This is a genomic window from Pseudomonas sp. DW-iso3 (assembly GCF_058725305.1).
This window is the reverse complement of record NZ_JBZXDZ010000006.1, coordinates 452,943-468,256: the sequence shown is the minus strand read 5'-3', so window position 1 is coordinate 468,256 and position 15,314 is coordinate 452,943. Positions and strand designations below refer to the sequence as shown.

Annotated in this window: 11 protein-coding genes and 2 tRNA genes; 2 read left to right on the top strand and 11 right to left on the bottom strand. The window is 60.4% G+C overall.

The window, feature by feature from the left end; genetic code table 11:
• Positions 1–33: 33 nt before the first annotated feature.
• The 11 genes from AC4PS7_RS19985 to rnr all read right to left on the bottom strand — a co-directional run bounded on the left by AC4PS7_RS19985 (position 34) and on the right by rnr (position 14,681).
• Positions 34–3,324, bottom strand: a complete 3,291-nt coding sequence (locus AC4PS7_RS19985) for a transglutaminase family protein (RefSeq protein WP_492179709.1) — start codon at positions 3,322–3,324, stop codon at positions 34–36.
• 187 nt (positions 3,325–3,511) lie between these two features.
• Positions 3,512–3,961, bottom strand: a complete 450-nt coding sequence (locus tag AC4PS7_RS19980; protein WP_010213594.1) for a hypothetical protein — start codon at positions 3,959–3,961, stop codon at positions 3,512–3,514.
• Entirely contained in the window at positions 3,958–4,890 is a 933-nt protein-coding gene (gene ssp4, locus AC4PS7_RS19975) for an Ssp4 family T6SS effector (protein WP_021493241.1), read from the bottom strand. Before ssp4 ends, AC4PS7_RS19980 begins: the two co-directional genes overlap by 4 nt.
• A 118-nt stretch (positions 4,891–5,008) precedes the next feature.
• Positions 5,009–7,312, bottom strand: a complete 2,304-nt coding sequence (locus AC4PS7_RS19970; protein ID WP_010213596.1) for a YgiQ family radical SAM protein — start codon at positions 7,310–7,312, stop codon at positions 5,009–5,011.
• 96 nt (positions 7,313–7,408) lie between these two features.
• A complete protein-coding gene (gene dnaB, locus AC4PS7_RS19965; RefSeq protein ID WP_010213597.1) occupies positions 7,409–8,806 on the bottom strand; it encodes a replicative DNA helicase in 1,398 nt (465 codons plus the stop codon).
• 109 nt (positions 8,807–8,915) lie between these two features.
• Positions 8,916–9,362: a 50S ribosomal protein L9 gene (gene rplI / locus AC4PS7_RS19960; protein WP_003171376.1), complete on the bottom strand. Its 447-nt coding sequence runs from the start codon at positions 9,360–9,362 to the stop codon at positions 8,916–8,918.
• An 18-nt stretch (positions 9,363–9,380) separates the two neighbouring features.
• Positions 9,381–10,274 carry a YybS family protein gene (locus AC4PS7_RS19955; protein ID WP_010213598.1) on the bottom strand — a complete coding sequence of 298 codons (894 nt, stop codon included), beginning with the start codon at positions 10,272–10,274 and terminating at the stop codon, positions 9,381–9,383.
• Between the two features lie 36 nt (positions 10,275–10,310).
• Positions 10,311–10,541: a 30S ribosomal protein S18 gene (rpsR, locus tag AC4PS7_RS19950; RefSeq protein ID WP_002551829.1), complete on the bottom strand. Its 231-nt coding sequence runs from the start codon at positions 10,539–10,541 to the stop codon at positions 10,311–10,313.
• A 28-nt stretch (positions 10,542–10,569) separates the two neighbouring features.
• The gene (gene rpsF / locus AC4PS7_RS19945; protein WP_003236224.1) at positions 10,570–10,992 is read right to left on the bottom strand and encodes a 30S ribosomal protein S6; all 423 of its coding nucleotides are present in this window, start codon (positions 10,990–10,992) and stop codon (positions 10,570–10,572) included.
• A 309-nt stretch (positions 10,993–11,301) separates the two neighbouring features.
• Positions 11,302–12,057: a 23S rRNA (guanosine(2251)-2'-O)-methyltransferase RlmB gene (gene rlmB / locus AC4PS7_RS19940; protein WP_010213600.1), complete on the bottom strand. Its 756-nt coding sequence runs from the start codon at positions 12,055–12,057 to the stop codon at positions 11,302–11,304.
• On the bottom strand, positions 12,054–14,681 hold the full coding sequence (gene rnr / locus AC4PS7_RS19935; RefSeq protein WP_010213601.1) for a ribonuclease R: 2,628 nt from the start codon (positions 14,679–14,681) through the stop codon (positions 12,054–12,056). The genes rlmB and rnr overlap by 4 nt, the downstream gene beginning before the upstream one ends.
• Positions 14,682–14,906: 225 nt before the next feature.
• On the opposite strand from rnr, the gene AC4PS7_RS19930 reads away from it, so the two are divergent.
• Positions 14,907–14,993 (top strand) — tRNA-Leu (locus AC4PS7_RS19930).
• 152 nt (positions 14,994–15,145) lie between these two features.
• Positions 15,146–15,232, top strand: a tRNA-Leu gene (locus AC4PS7_RS19925).
• The last annotated feature ends 82 nt before the right edge of the window (positions 15,233–15,314 follow it).

Genomic DNA, 15,314 nt, shown 5'->3' with positions numbered 1-15,314 from the left:
GCGAGCAAGCCCGCTCCCACATTTTAACTGCATTTAGTCGTTGTTATTGGGGAAACGCCGGAGATCCAGGGTCATGGGCAACTCATCGTTCACCACAACCGTCGGCACCGGAAGCTTGCCTGGTGTGTGCCCCAACCGGAAAAACCGTGCCATGCGCCGGCTCTCTGCCTCGTTGGCATTCACCGGCAAGCTGGCGTAATTGCGCCCGCCCGGATGGGCGACGTGATACTGGCAGCCGCCCAGCGAACGCTGCATCCAGGTATCCAGCAGATCGAACACCAGCGGCGCGTGCACCGCGATGGTCGGCTGCAGGCAGTTGGCCGGTTGCCAGGCGCGGTAACGCACGCCAGCGACGAACTCACCGACACGCCCGGTGGCTTGCAGCGGCACCGGGATGCCGTTGCAGGTCAGCAGGTAGCGCTGCGGTGGCAGCCCGGTCAACTTGACTTGCAGGCGCTCCAGAGAGGAGTCCACATACCGCACCGTACCGCCCACCGCGCCCTCCTCGCCCAGTACGTGCCAGGGCTCCAGGGCCTGGCGCAGCTCCAGCTCGATCCCGCTGACGGCGTAGTCACCGACTTTGGGGAAACGGAACGCCAGGTGCGCGGCAAACCACTCAGCGCGCAGCGGGTAACCGGCGGCGTTGAGTTCGACGATTACGTCGGCAAAGTCTTGCTCAATGAAATGCGGCAGCAGGAAACGGTCGTGCAACTCAGTGCCCCAGCGTGCCAGCTTCGGCGGCGCGTAGGGTTCGCGCCAGAAGCGCGCCACCAAGGCGCGCAGCAGCAATTGCTGAGTCAGGCTCATGCGTGCATGGGGCGGCATTTCAAACGCGCGCAATTCCAGCAAGCCTAGGCGGCCCGTGGCGCCGTCCGGTGAGTAGAGTTTGTCGATGCAGAACTCGGCGCGGTGGGTGTTGCCGGTCACGTCGATCAGTAGGTTTCGCAGCAGGCGATCCACCAACCAGGGCGGGCATTCCTCGCCGGGCGAAGGCATTTGCGCAAAGGCGATTTCCAGCTCGTACAACGCGTCGTTGCGCGCCTCATCCACCCGTGGTGCCTGGGAGGTCGGGCCGATGAACAGACCGGAAAACAGGTAGGACAACGAAGGATGGTTATGCCAGTAGCTGATCAGGCTACGCAGCAAATCGGGTCGGCGCAGGAACGGTGAATCCTTGGGCGTCGCGCCGCCCAGCACAAAGTGGTTACCGCCGCCGGTGCCCGTATGGCGCCCGTCGATCATGAATTTTTCGGTGGTCAATCGCGTTTGCCGCGCCTCTTCGTAGAGGAATTCGGTGCGTTCCACCAATTCGTCCCAGGTGGCGGAGGGCTGCACGTTGACCTCAATCACGCCCGGGTCCGGCGTGATGCGGAAGTTGCTCAGGCGCGTATCGGCTGGCGGCTCGTAGCCTTCGAGCAATACCGGACAATGCAGTTCCTCGGCAGAGGCTTCGATGGCTGCCACCAGTTCCAGATAGTCTTCAACGCGCTCCAGGGGCGGCATGAACAGATAGAGGCGCCCTTCCCGTGCTTCGGCGCACAGGGCGGTGCGAGTCAGCCAGTCCGCGGACTCGTCCACCTTGGGCACGCGCTCATCACTCGGCGCGGGCTCACCGTGGCGTTGCAGCTGCGCACTGGATGGCAGCTCCGGCTGATCCTGATTAGGATCAGTCGGATGCACAAACGGGTACTCTGCCGCCGTCACCCAAGGCTGCGAGGCCAATGGCAGGCGATATCCCAGCGGCGAATCCCCCGGCACCAGTCGGCAGTGGTTATCGCGCAGATACCAGCGCCCACTTTGCCAGCGGTCATTGGCCGCCGTGCGCGCCAGCGGCAGCACCTGGCCGATGACTTTATCCAGGCCCTGGTTGAACACCTTGCGCAGGCGCTCGCGCTCCAGGTCGTCACTCAGGCGCGGGTCCTGGGCGCTGACGTTTTGCGGCAGCGCACCCTCGCGCCACAGGTAGTAGAAATTGTCTTCGAAGGCTGGAAACACGAAACGCGCCGGCAGCTTCAGACGCTCGGCGACACTGGCCAGGAACCGCCCGGCCAGCGCACCGTCCGCGCCATAATCCTCTTGTTCATCGGCAATCAGCGCGCTGTTGTGCCAGATCGGCACACCGTCACGGCGCCAGTAGCAGTTGAGCGACCAACGCGGCAATTGCTCGCCGGGGTACCACTTGCCCTGGCCGAAGTGCACCAAACCCTTGGGCGCATAGTGCTTGCGCATGCGCTGGAACAGCTCGGCGGATAACCGGCGCTTGTCCGGGCCAAGGGCGGCAGTGTTCCATTCGGCGCCGTCGGGATCGTCGATGGAAACGAAAGTCGGTTCGCCGCCCATGGTCAGGCGTACATCGTTTTTGAGCAGGTCGCCATCGATCTGACGGCCCAAGGCCTGGATCGCCAGCCATTGCTCTTCGGTGTAGGGCTTGGTGACGCGCGGCGCTTCCCAAATCCGCTCTACCGACATCTCGTGAGTGAATTCGCACTCACACGGTTCCACCAACCCACTGATCGGTGCCGCCGAAGATGGATCGGGACTACAGGCCAATGGTATGTGGCCCTCACCAGCAAACAGCCCGGAGGTGGCGTCCAGGCCGATCCAGCCGGCGCCGGGCAGATACACTTCGCACCAGGCATGCAGGTCGGTGAAGTCCACCTCGGTACCGGACGGGCCATCGAGCGCTTTGACGTCGGCGGTCAATTGGATCAAGTAGCCGGACACAAATCGTGCGGCCAAGCCGAGGTTGCGCAACAACTGCACCAGCAGCCAGGCCGAATCGCGACAGGAGCCGGAGGCGTTCTCCAGGGTGAACTCCGGGGTTTGCACACCCGGCTCCATGCGGATCAGGTAGCCGATATCGGCCGCCAGGCGTTGATTGAGGCCCACCAGAAAGTCCACGGCAGGCAGCGGCGTGCGGTCTATTCCGGCCAGGTAGGCGGCAAACCTCGGCGTCAGCGGCAAGGTTTCCAGGTACGGCGCCAGTTCGCGCTGCTCATCGGCGGCGTAGCTGAAGGGGATGTTTTCGGCGTAGGGTTCGAGGAAAAAGTCGAACGGGTTGAATACCGCCATCTCGGCGACCAGGTCGACTTCGATGCGTAGCTCGTCGGTCTTTTCCGGAAACACCAACCGCGCCAGGTAATTGCCCTGGGGGTCTTGCTGCCAGTTGATGAAATGCTGCTCGGGCAGCACTTTCAGCGCGTAGGACAAAATCCGCGTGCGGCTATGGGCCGCCGGGCGCAAACGCACAATCTGCGGGCCGAGTTCGACCGCGCGGTCGTAGCGGTAATGCGTAACGTGGTGCAACGCGACATGAATCGACACGGCGGCCTCCTGCGAGCCAGGGCATGGGAACAAAGCGCGCAAGACTTATGCCAGAGCGGCGGTCATTGCGCTTTATCGTAAGACCCGGTGCAGTACAGCACCAAAACGGCGCCAACGTACGGGCCACGGTGCAAGAGCCGCACACATTTGTGGCGCCAGTATGAGGATGGGTGGTGAATCTACTCAATCAACGGGTTTTGCGCCTTGCGATTGCAGCTTGGCGCAGGTGGCGTATCTCGAACAGTTTTTTGCGCATTTCGCGGTGGCGTTTGCTGTTGAGCAGCAGTAACCCCAACAGCGGAAAGAGTACAGCCGAGCCATAGACCAGCATGTTGAGATCGTATTGCATCATTGGCAGTACGAACAACAGACAAACGCCCAAATAAGCCGCCACCAGCCGCGTAGCCCAGGGATAGCCGCGGGCGATCATGACGTTGCCAAAGACCAGCACCGCCACCAGTACCAATATTGCGCCTATTGAATAGTTGGCCTTGAGCGCGGGATCAAGGCCGCGCAAATAGGTCACGCCAGCCATGGAAACCGCAGCGGAGCCGGAGAAGATCGCCATGAAAATCGTCCCCATGAATACGGGGAAATAGCGCGCGAGGAAACTGCCCATCTCGGGGAAGCCGTTCATTCCGTCAAGTCCTCGTACAGGCCAATGGCGATGGTCTCGGCAGTGCCTACGTGGCCCGTTCTATGGCTGCCCCAGATACCCAAGAGCCCGCCCAGGGCATCCTTGAGTTGGGTCAGGGTGGCATGACGGATCTCCGTGGAACTGTAGCTCTTTGTCATCTTGCCGGCGCGCTGCTGCAATTTGAGTAGCTTGGGCGTCAGGCTTGGGTCCCTGAGGCTAAGCAGTTCCCTGGTCAACTTCTTGCGTTCCTGGCGGCTCAGGCCCTTGAGCAGTTCGTACCAACTCTTGCCCAATGCTGCGGCCTTGTTGGCCTTGAGCAGCCTGACGGTAGTCAACGCACCCGTGCCAATGCCCACCAAAGAGGCCGCATCGAGGATAGGTGAAACGGCGCCGTACCATTCAGCGTCGTCCATACGGTCATTGGCATCAGGATCAAGCACTTCGTTATACGTACGCGCCACACCAAATCCACATTGCGCGCTGCTGGCCAGCGCCGCCGTGATACCAATGCCAACCACGAATGCACTGGCACCGGCCGTGAACGGTACGGCGACACTGCCGCTGAACACCACAATCCAACCGATTACCGCCGCACCACAGGAAAGGCCCATATCAAACGCCTCTTTTTGAAGGCGTCCTTCCCGAGGATCGGTCTTCACTTGTTCCACAAACTGCGCAGGCGAAATGTACTTCTGCGCCTCGCGCAAAATAATGCGCTTGGGCCTGATGCTGCAGATAGGCTTGAACTCGCGCAGGGTGATCACGTTGAAATCGGCATCGATATACACGACACCCGCGCCGACAATGCCGGGGTCGGCGTCGATGGCCGCGAACAGGCGCGGCAGGTTGATCTGGCTTTCGATGCGCTGGCGCGCCATGAATTGGGAGCGGTTGGAATCCATGCCGATATTGAGCAGGGGGTTGCTCATAAGTGTTCTTCCTTGAAAGGGGTGGTGGCCGTGCGCGCCACCTTAACAAACGGCCTACCCACCGGCTAGAAAGCAAAACGCCAGCACAAGGCTGGCGTTTTGCATGTTCAGGCTGCGATCAACGCGGCACGACCGGCTTGCGCGCAGGCTTGCCGCCCTTGCCCTTGGCCGCATCGGCGCGCTCCTTGGCGGCCTGCTTGTTGCGCGCCTGGGCCGCGGCCTTGGCTTGCTCACGCTTGTCCCACGGGTTGCTGCCGTCGCTACCACGTGGCGGCAGCCCGGTGTGCTGGGTGAGGATCTTGGTGGTGGTTTCCTTGGCGACCTTATGGCTGCCGGCTGGCGTCGAGTTCTTGCGACGCGCGCTCTGGTAGCTGTCGGTAGCCGGCTGGTGCAGCGGGATCAGTTGGTCCTTGCCCGGCCCGATCAGGTCGGCGCGGCCCATGCGGGTCAACGCTTCACGCAGCATCGGCCAGCCTTTCGGATCGTGGTAACGCAGGAAGGCCTTGTGCAAGCGGCGCTGTTCCTCGCTCTTGACGATGGTCACCGCGTCACTCTTGTAGGTGACCTTGCGCAACGGGTTCTTGCCTGAGTGGTACATCGCGGTGGCAGTGGCCATTGGCGACGGATAGAACGCCTGCACCTGATCCGCACGGAAGCCGTTGCCCTTGAGCCACAGGGCGAGGTTCATCATGTCCTCATCGGTGGTGCCGGGGTGGGCGGCGATGAAGTAAGGAATCAGGTACTGCTCCTTGCCCGCTTCCTTGGTGTACTTCTCGAACATGCGCTTGAACTTGTCATAGCTGCCAATGCCCGGCTTCATCATCTGGTTGAGCGGACCTTCCTCGGTGTGTTCCGGGGCGATCTTGAGGTAGCCACCCACGTGGTGGGTAACCAGCTCTTTCACATATTCCGGCGACTCAACAGCCAAGTCATAGCGCAGGCCGGAGGCGATCAGGATCTTCTTCACACCCGGCAATGCACGAGCGCTGCGGTAGAGCTGGATCAACGACGAGTGATCGGTGTTCAGGTTCGGGCAGATACCCGGGAACACACACGACGGCTTGCGGCACGCGGATTCGATTTCCGGGCTCTTGCAGGCGATGCGGTACATGTTCGCGGTCGGGCCACCGAGGTCGGAGATCACGCCGGTGAAGCCTGGGACCTTGTCGCGGATCTCTTCGATCTCGCGGATGATCGACTCTTCGGAACGGTTCTGGATGATGCGACCTTCGTGCTCGGTAATGGAGCAGAAGGTGCAGCCGCCAAAGCAGCCACGCATGATGTTCACCGAGAAACGAATCATGTCGTAGGCCGGGATCTTTTCCTTGCCATACGCCGGGTGCGGAACACGTGCGTAAGGCATGCCGAACACGTAGTCCATTTCTTCGGTAGTCATCGGGATGGGCGGCGGGTTGAACCACACGTCCACTTCACCGTGCTTCTGCACCAGGGCGCGCGCGTTGCCTGGGTTGGTTTCCAGGTGCAACACGCGGTTGGCGTGGGCGTAGAGCACCGCGTCATTGCGCACTTTTTCCACCGATGGCAGGCGGATCACGGTCTTGTCGCGGGTCATGCGCGGGCTGGCCAGGATCTGTACGACCTTGGCTTCTTCCGGATCATCCTGCGGCCCCTTTTCCTGCTCGATGGCGCAGGCCTGGGTGTCCTGGGTGTTGACGTACGGGTTGATGATCTTGTCGATCTTGCCCGGACGGTCGATCCGCGTGGAGTCGACTTCGTACCAACCCACCGGCGTATCACGACGAATGAACGCGGTGCCACGCACGTCGGTGATGTCTTCGATCTTGTGACCCCACGACAGGCGCTGGGCAACTTCGACAATCGCACGCTCGGCGTTGCCGTACAGCAGGATATCGGCGGTGGCATCGATCAGGATCGAGTTGCGCACACGGTCCTGCCAGTAGTCGTAGTGAGCGATGCGGCGCAGGGAGGCTTCGATGCCGCCGAGTACGATCGGCACGTTCTTGTAGGCTTCCTTGCAACGCTGGCTGTACACCAGGCTGGCGCGGTCCGGGCGTTTGCCGGCCATGCCGCCAGGGGTGTAGGCGTCGTCGGAGCGGATTTTCTTGTCGGCGGTGTAGCGGTTGATCATCGAGTCCATGTTGCCGGCCGCGACGCCGAAGAACAGGTTCGGCTCGCCGAGCTTCATGAAGTCGTCTTTGGACTGCCAGTTCGGCTGGGCAATGATCCCGACGCGGAAGCCCTGGGACTCCAGCAACCGGCCAATGATCGCCATGCCGAACGACGGATGGTCAACGTAGGCATCACCGGTGACGATGATGATGTCGCAGGAATCCCAGCCAAGCTGATCCATCTCCTCCCTGCTCATGGGCAGGAATGGCGCTGGACCGAAACATTCGGCCCAGTACTTGGGATAGTCAAATAACGGCTTGGCTGTTTGCATGACGGTGACCGGTGTTGAGATGGAAAATCGCGGGCGCGGAATATAGCACAAATTTTGACCAATTCCGACGGTAATGGTCGGAATTGAGCAGACGGGTTATTCGTCGTCGTCGAAGTTGTAGCTGCCTGGCGCGAGGTTTTCGAAGCGGGTGTACTTACCGATGAACGCCAGGCGGATAAAGCCGATGGGACCGTTCCGCTGTTTGCCGATAATGATCTCGGCAATGCCCTTGTGCTCGGTCTCGGGGTGATACACCTCGTCGCGGTACACGAACATGATCACGTCGGCGTCCTGCTCGATCGCTCCGGATTCCCGCAAGTCGGAGTTCACCGGGCGCTTGTTGGGACGTTGTTCCAGGGAACGGTTGAGCTGGGACAGCGCCACCACCGGGCAATTGAATTCCTTGGCCAAGGCTTTCAAGGACCGAGAGATCTCGGAAATCTCGTTGGTCCGGCTGTCACCGCTGGAGCCCGGGATCTGCATCAACTGCAAGTAGTCGATCATGATCAGCGCGATGTCGCCGTGTTCACGCACCAGGCGGCGGGTACGTGCACGCATTTCCGAAGGACTGATGCCCGCGGTGTCGTCGATGAACAGCTTGCGGTCATTGAGCAGGTTGACCGCTGAGGTCAGGCGCGGCCAGTCGTCGTCTTCCAGCTGGCCGGAACGCACCTTGGTCTGGTCGATACGCCCCAGGGACGAGAGCATACGCATGATCAGCGACTCACCTGGCATCTCCAGGGAGTAAACCAGGACGGTCTTGTCGCTGCGCAACACGGCGTTTTCCACCAGGTTCATCGCGAAGGTGGTCTTGCCCATGGACGGACGACCGGCGACGATGATCAAGTCGGACGGCTGCAGGCCGCTGGTCTTCTCGTCGAGGTCGGTGTAGCCGGTGGAAATACCGGTGATGGCCGCGTCAGTGTTGAACAGCGTGTCGATACGGTCGATGGCCTTGGTCAACAGCTCGTTGACGCCCACCGGGCCGCCGGTTTTCGGGCGGGCCTCGGCGATCTGGAAGATCTGGCGCTCGGCCTCGTCAAGGATCTCTTCGGCGGTGCGCCCTTCCGGGTTGAAGGCGCTGTCGGCAATCTCGGTGCTGATGCCGATCAGTTGGCGCAACGTGGCCCGCTGGCGAACGATCTGGGCGTAGGCCTTGATGTTGGCGACGGACGGCGTATTTTTCGCCAGCTCACCGAGGTAGCCGAGGCCGCCGACCTGGGAGGTCTGGCCTTCCTTGTCCAGTTGCTCGGCCAAGGTCACCACATCGATAGGTGAGTTCTGGTCGGCCAGCTTGGCGATGGCGCGGAAAATCAGGCGGTGGTCATGGCGATAGAAGTCACCGTCCGAGACTTGATCCAGCACGCGTTCCCAGGCGTTGTTGTCCAGCATCAAACCACCGAGCACAGCCTGTTCGGCCTCGATGGAATGCGGCGGCACCTTCAGGGCAGCGGTTTGCAGATCGTATTGCTCAGGAGCTGAAATATCGTTCATGGCCACTTGGAATTAGGGGTGTGTAGAAAAACAAAAGGCACGACCTGTAAACAGGATCGTGCCCGATGTTAACCGCCTGACACCGGGGGTGCCAGTCAGTTAGCTTGCTTTAAGCTGCTACCACGACAACGCGTACGGTGGCTTCAACTTCGGCGTGCAGGTGCACGGCTACGTCGAATTCGCCTACGTTGCGGATGGTGCCGTTCGGCAGACGAACTTCGCTCTTCTGCACTTCAACGCCGGAGGCGGTCAGTGCATCAGCGATGTCGTGGGTGCCGATCGAACCGAACAGCTTGCCTTCGTCACCGGCGGTGGCAGTGATAGTCACTTCCAGCTCAGCCAGTTGGGCAGCGCGAGTTTCGGCCGAAGCTTTTTTGTCTGCTGCTGCTTTTTCCAGCTCAGCACGACGCTCTTCAAACGCAGCCAGGTTGGCAGCGGTTGCAGCGGTGGCTTTGCCGTATGGCAGCAGGTAGTTACGACCGTAACCGGCCTTAACGTTCACTTTGTCGCCCAGGTTGCCCAGGTTGGCGACTTTTTCCAGAAGGATCAGTTGCATGTGAAAATCCTCTAACTTTTAACCTTCACCGTTCGCGTTATCGGCGTCTTTCGGCGCCAGACGACCGCGAAAATCAATCAGGCCGTCGACAATGGCCAAAACCACGAGTAACGGATAGATCAGTTGCATGAACACCAGCATCGTTACGTACATCCCCACCAGCCAGAACTTGGCCAGGCGCTTCTGCGCGACCAGCCCATGCATCAGGGCCAGTCCGGAAAACACCAGCGGTACGCTGCAAAACAGCACCAGCAAGGCGGCGTGTGAACCGAAGTACGGTCCGACCACCATCAGTGCCAGCAGCAACATCGCCGGGCCCACGGGGATTCTGATACTGCGAAACTCGCGACCAAAACCACCCGGGTTGTACAACAACGCCTGCCAATAACGCCCAAGCATCAGGCTCAGCAAACTGACGATCTGCATCATTACCGCCATCAGGCCGATCAGGGCCGGTGCAATCAGCGTTGCCAGTCGCGCTCGCTCTTCTACCGACAGCTGCTGGTAGAGTTCCCCGAGGGCCATCGGCAGGATCTTGACGATCTCTTGCGACAGCGCCTCGATCTGCGGGCGGAAAGCCGCGTCAATCAACACCGAAAACACCAACCCCAGTGCCACGCTGACCAGCAGCGTGCGGACCCAGGACTCACTTGCGCGCAAAACCAACGCAAGGCTCGACGACCCCAGCAGCACCAGAAGCACTTTGGGTTCGCCCAGTTGCAGCCACCAGATCAAGGCAGCCACGACTCCCAGGGCCAGGACGCCAATGGCATCCTGCAAACCGCGCCGCAGGAGCACAAGGCATCCAGCGGCAGCACCCAACCAATACAACAACGGCAATGCTGCACATCCAGCCACTACCAGAGTGGCCTGCACACGACCGCGCATGATGAACTCAGCTAAGGCGCGCATGCATTCAATCCCTTACTACTTGTCGACTGCCCGGTCTCAGCGGCCGTGGCTGTCGGTGTAGGCCAGCAGGGCCAGGAAGCGGGCGCGCTTGATAGCGGTGGCCAGCTGACGCTGATAACGTGCTTTGGTACCGGTGATACGGCTTGGAACGATTTTGCCGGTCTCGGATACGTAGGCTTTCAGAGTGTTGAGATCTTTGTAATCGATCTCTTTCACGTCTTCAGCGGTGAAGCGGCAGAATTTACGACGACGGAAGAAACGTGCCATTTGATAGGCTCCTTAAAAGGTCCGTGGATTACTCGTCAGCGTTATCGCTGTTGTCGCTGTCATCACTATCAGCGCTATCAGCGCCTTCGTGCTCAGGACGGTCGCGACGCTCACGGCGCTCACTGCGGTTTTCTTCAGCCTTGAGCATCTCGGATTGGCCGGTAACGGCTTCTTCGCGACGGATGACCAGGTTACGGATCACAGCATCGTTGTAGCGGAAGTTGTCTTCCAGCTCGGCCAGGGCCTTGCCAGTGCACTCAACGTTCAGCATCACGTAGTGAGCCTTGTGAACATTGTTGATTGCGTAGGCCAGTTGACGACGGCCCCAATCTTCCAGACGGTGGATTTTGCCGCCGTCTTCTTCGATCAGCTTGGTGTAACGCTCAACCATGCCGCCGACTTGCTCGCTTTGATCCGGGTGGACCAAAAAGATGATTTCGTAATGACGCATGAATGCTCCTTACGGGTTGTAGCCTGCCGCTCAAAAACGGTCAGACAAGGAGTGAATGACACTTATGGATCTTGCCACGGGGAGGCACATCGGTGCCCGCCTGGAAGGCAAGGGGCGCAATTGTAGAGAAGGGGGAGAAGCGGCGCAAGGTGATTGGTGATTATTTGAACAATGGTTACTGACACCGGAAACCAATGTGGGAGGGAGCTTGCTCCCGATAGCAGTGTGTCAGCCAAACATCAGCTGACTGATACACCGCAATCGGGAGCAAGCTCCCTCCCACATTTTGGTTCTGTGCCAGGCTCGGGATTACTTCTTGGCCTTGGCCTTGGCGCCACGCTGGCGCTGGGCTTCGAACAGGCACACGCCGGTGGCGACCGACACGTTGAGGCTGCTGACGCTACCGGCCATCGGCAGATGCACCAGGTAATCGCAATGCTCGCGAGTGAGGCGGCGCATGCCCTTGCCTTCAGCCCCCATGATCAGGATGGTCGGGCCGGTGAGGTCCTGGTCATAAATACTGACCTCGGCCTCTCCGGCCGTGCCCACGACCCACAGGCCGCGCTGCTGGAGCTTCTCCAGCGTGCGCGCCAGGTTGGTCACAGCCACCAACGGAATCACTTCCGCCGCGCCGCATGCGACCTTACGCACGACGGGTGTCAGGGTCGCCGACTTGTCTTTAGGCACGATCACCGCCAGCGCACCGGCAGCGTCCGCCGAACGCAGGCAGGCGCCGAGATTGTGCGGATCGGTCACGCCGTCCAGCACCAGCAGCAATGGCGCACCTTCGGTACGGTCGAGCAGCTCGTCGAGCATCGCCTCGCCCCAGACCTGGCTCGGACTGACATCCGCCACCACGCCCTGGTGGACGCCCTCGACCCATACGTCCATTTCGCGACGCTCGGCCTGGCCGATGGCAACCTTGTTTTGGGTCGCCAGCTCGACCAACGCTTGCACGCGCGGCTCGCTGCGGCCTTCTGCCAACCACACTTGCTTGACGCGTTTAGGGTGGTGACGCAGCAGTGCTTCTACGGCGTGGACGCCGTAGATTTTTTCCAGACTCATGACTTGGCCTTAGGTTTGCGCGACCCGCCGCTTTTCGCGGGAGCCGAACCCGCTTTGGGCGGGCCTTTACGGTGTTTACTAGGCTTGCTCGACGGATTTTCCGCCCCGCGGGACTTTCCCCCAGACGCCGCTTTACCACCGCTTTTGGCTTCGTTGAGCAACTGCTGCTTCAACTCGCGGCTCTTGCGCAGCTCGGCGTTTTTCGCCGCAGCGTCGCTTGGGCGGTAGGCTTCGGGGGCCTTTTCCTTGGTCGACGAGCGACGACCGGCCTTGGCTGGCGCAGGCTCGGCGGCCGTTGCCTTAGCGGGCGCAGCCTTGCCTTTACTGGCCGGTTCGCTGCCACGCTTTTTACGGCTGCCAGGCGATTCGGCTGGCTTGTCAGACATGCCGAAGTCGATCTTGCGTTCGTCGAGGTCGACACGCATGACCTGCACTTCCACGGTATCGCCAAGGCGGAAGCTACGGCCGGTGCGCTCGCCCGCCAGGCGGTGATGCACAGGGTCAAAGTGGTAGTAGTCACCCGGCAAGGCGGTGACATGCACCAGGCCTTCGACGTAGATGTCGGTCAGCTCGACAAACAAGCCAAAGCCGGTCACGGCCGTGATCACGCCAGGGAAGGTCTCGCCCACACGATCTTTCATGAACTCGCACTTGAGCCAGTTCACCACGTCGCGGGTGGCCTCGTCGGCACGGCGCTCGCTCATGGAGCACTGCTCGCCCAACTGTTCCAGGGCCGCTTCGTCGTACGGATAGATCCGTGCCTTCGGAATGGTCATCGCACCGGCGCGCTTGACGTGCGGCGTGTTCTGCTTGGAGTGGATCACGCTGCGGATCGCGCGGTGCGTGAGCAGGTCCGGGTAACGACGAATCGGCGAGGTAAAGTGGGTGTACGCCTCGTAATTCAGGCCGAAGTGGCCCTGATTGTCGGCGCTGTACACCGCCTGGCTCAGGGAGCGCAGCATGACGGTCTGGATCACGTGGTAATCCGGACGGTCCTTGATGCTGGCGAGCAGAGCCTGGTAGTCCTTCGGCGTCGGGCCGTCCTTGCCTTTGTGCAGGGACAGGCCGAGCTCGCCGAGGAAGGCGCGCAGTTTTTCCAGACGCTCAGGCGGCGGACCGTCGTGCACACGGTACAACGCAGGAATCTCATGCTTCTTCAGGAATTCAGCCGTGGCTACGTTGGCCGCCAGCATGCACTCCTCGATCAGCTTGTGCGCATCGTTACGCGTGGTCGGGGTGATCGCGGCAATCTTGCGCTCGGAACCGAAGACAATCCGGGTTTCCTGGGTTTCAAAATCGATCGCGCCACGGGTATGACGTGCGCCCAGCAACACCTTGTACAGCGAGTAAAGCTGTTTTAGGTGCGGCACCACACCAGCGTACTCGCTGCGCAGAGCCTTGGCTTCGCTGGTCTTCGGCGTTTCCAGGATGGTGCTGACTTTGTTGTAGGTCAGACGCGCCTGGGAGTGGATCACCGCTTCGTAGAACTGGTAGTCGGTCATTTCGCCGGTTTTCGAGATGGTCATCTCGCACACCATGGCCAAACGGTCGACTTTCGGGTTCAGGGAGCACAGGCCGTTGGACAGCTGCTCAGGCAGCATCGGGATCACGCGCTCAGGGAAGTACACGGAGTTGCCGCGTACCTGGGCTTCGTTATCCAGGGCCGAACCGATCTTCACGTAGCTGGACACGTCGGCAATCGCGACGAACAACTTCCAGCCCCCGGAGAACAGGCGCAGCTTGCCGGGCTTGGCCTCGCAGTAGACCGCATCGTCGAAGTCGCGGGCGTCTTCGCCGTCGATGGTGACAAACGGCAGATGGCGCAGGTCGATGCGTTTTTCTTTGTCTTTCTCTTCCACTTCTGGCTTGAGCTTGCCGGCTTCTTTCAGCACAGCCTCGGGCCAGACGTGAGGAATATCGTAGGTGCGCAGCGCAACGTCGATTTCCATGCCCGGCGCCATGTAGTTGCCGACCACTTCAACGATGTCGCCCTGTGGCTGGAAGCGCGCCGTTGGCCAGTGGGTGATCTTCACCTCAACGAACTGGCCGACCTTGGCGGCGCCATTACGGCCCGGCGTGATCAGCACTTCCTGCTGGACCTTCGGGTTATCCGGCACCACAAAGCCGATGCCGCCTTCCTCGAAGTAACGGCCAACGATGGACTCGTGGGCGCGGGATACCACTTCGACAATGACGCCTTCACGGCGACCGCGACGGTCCAGGCCGGAAACCCGCGCCAGGGCACGGTCACCATCGAACACCAGGCGCATTTGCGCCGGGCTCATGAACAGGTCGTCGCTGCCGTCATCCGGAATCAGGAAACCGAAGCCGTCACGATGGCCGGCAATGCGCCCCAGGATCAGGTCGAGCTTATCCACAGGCGCGTAAGTGCCACGGCGGGTATAGATCAGTTGAGCATCGCGCTCCATGGCACGCAAACGGCGGCGCAGGGCTTCGAGCTGGTCTTCGGTGGTCAGACCGAATTCTTCAACCAACTGCTCGCGGCTAGCAGGCGAACCCCGATCGGCGAGATGCGCCAGGATCAGTTCGCGGCTAGGAATAGGGTTTTCATATTTTTCCGCTTCACGAGCGGCCTCGGGATCGAGGGACTGCCAATCGGCCATTAGAGAGTTTTCACCTTGTCTATATGCGGGTTAGTTTGGCATACGCGTATTGAAACGGGAAATTTCAGACGCCAACAAGCCTTTAAAAGCCCTTTGCAGCCCCCGACGAGCAGCTTGCACGACCATTGGCGAAATTTTCCAGGATTTTTTCGTGGCGGGGGTTTACAGCTTAATGACCCCTCCGTATAGTGCGCGCCATCGACGACGGCAACGTTGTTGGATAATGCCCAGGTGGTGAAATTGGTAGACACGCCAGCTTCAGGTGCTGGTGATCGCAAGGTCGTGGAAGTTCGAGTCTTCTCCTGGGCACCAAATTCAGATTAAACCCGCGAAAGCGGGTTTTTTCGTTTCAGCCCTTTGATTTTTAACGGAAAACTTGATTTATTTTTTCGAATCAGGGGTTTACAGATCAAAAAGGCCTCCGTATAGTTCGTTCCATCAACAGCGCAAGCGTTGCTGATAATGCCCAGGTGGTGAAATTGGTAGACACGCCAGCTTCAGGTGCTGGTGATCGCAAGGTCGTGGAAGTTCGAGTCTTCTCCTGGGCACCAAATTCAGATCAAACCCGCGAAAGCGGGTTTTTTCGTTTCCGGGCCTGAAAAACTTCCCCAGCGATTTGCCCCTCGCCCGCAC

Coding starts and splice junctions, on each gene's coding strand:
- AC4PS7_RS19980 (WP_010213594.1), bottom strand. CDS start 3,961: ATGAACGGCTTCCCCGAGATGGGCAGTTTCCTCGCGCGCTATTTCCCC.
- ssp4 (WP_021493241.1), bottom strand. CDS start 4,890: ATGAGCAACCCCCTGCTCAATATCGGCATGGATTCCAACCGCTCCCAA.
- AC4PS7_RS19970 (WP_010213596.1), bottom strand. CDS start 7,312: ATGCAAACAGCCAAGCCGTTATTTGACTATCCCAAGTACTGGGCCGAA.
- dnaB (WP_010213597.1), bottom strand. CDS start 8,806: ATGAACGATATTTCAGCTCCTGAGCAATACGATCTGCAAACCGCTGCC.
- rplI (WP_003171376.1), bottom strand. CDS start 9,362: ATGCAACTGATCCTTCTGGAAAAAGTCGCCAACCTGGGCAACCTGGGC.
- AC4PS7_RS19955 (WP_010213598.1), bottom strand. CDS start 10,274: ATGCGCGCCTTAGCTGAGTTCATCATGCGCGGTCGTGTGCAGGCCACT.
- rpsR (WP_002551829.1), bottom strand. CDS start 10,541: ATGGCACGTTTCTTCCGTCGTCGTAAATTCTGCCGCTTCACCGCTGAA.
- rpsF (WP_003236224.1), bottom strand. CDS start 10,992: ATGCGTCATTACGAAATCATCTTTTTGGTCCACCCGGATCAAAGCGAG.
- rlmB (WP_010213600.1), bottom strand. CDS start 12,057: ATGAGTCTGGAAAAAATCTACGGCGTCCACGCCGTAGAAGCACTGCTG.
- rnr (WP_010213601.1), bottom strand. CDS start 14,681: ATGGCCGATTGGCAGTCCCTCGATCCCGAGGCCGCTCGTGAAGCGGAA.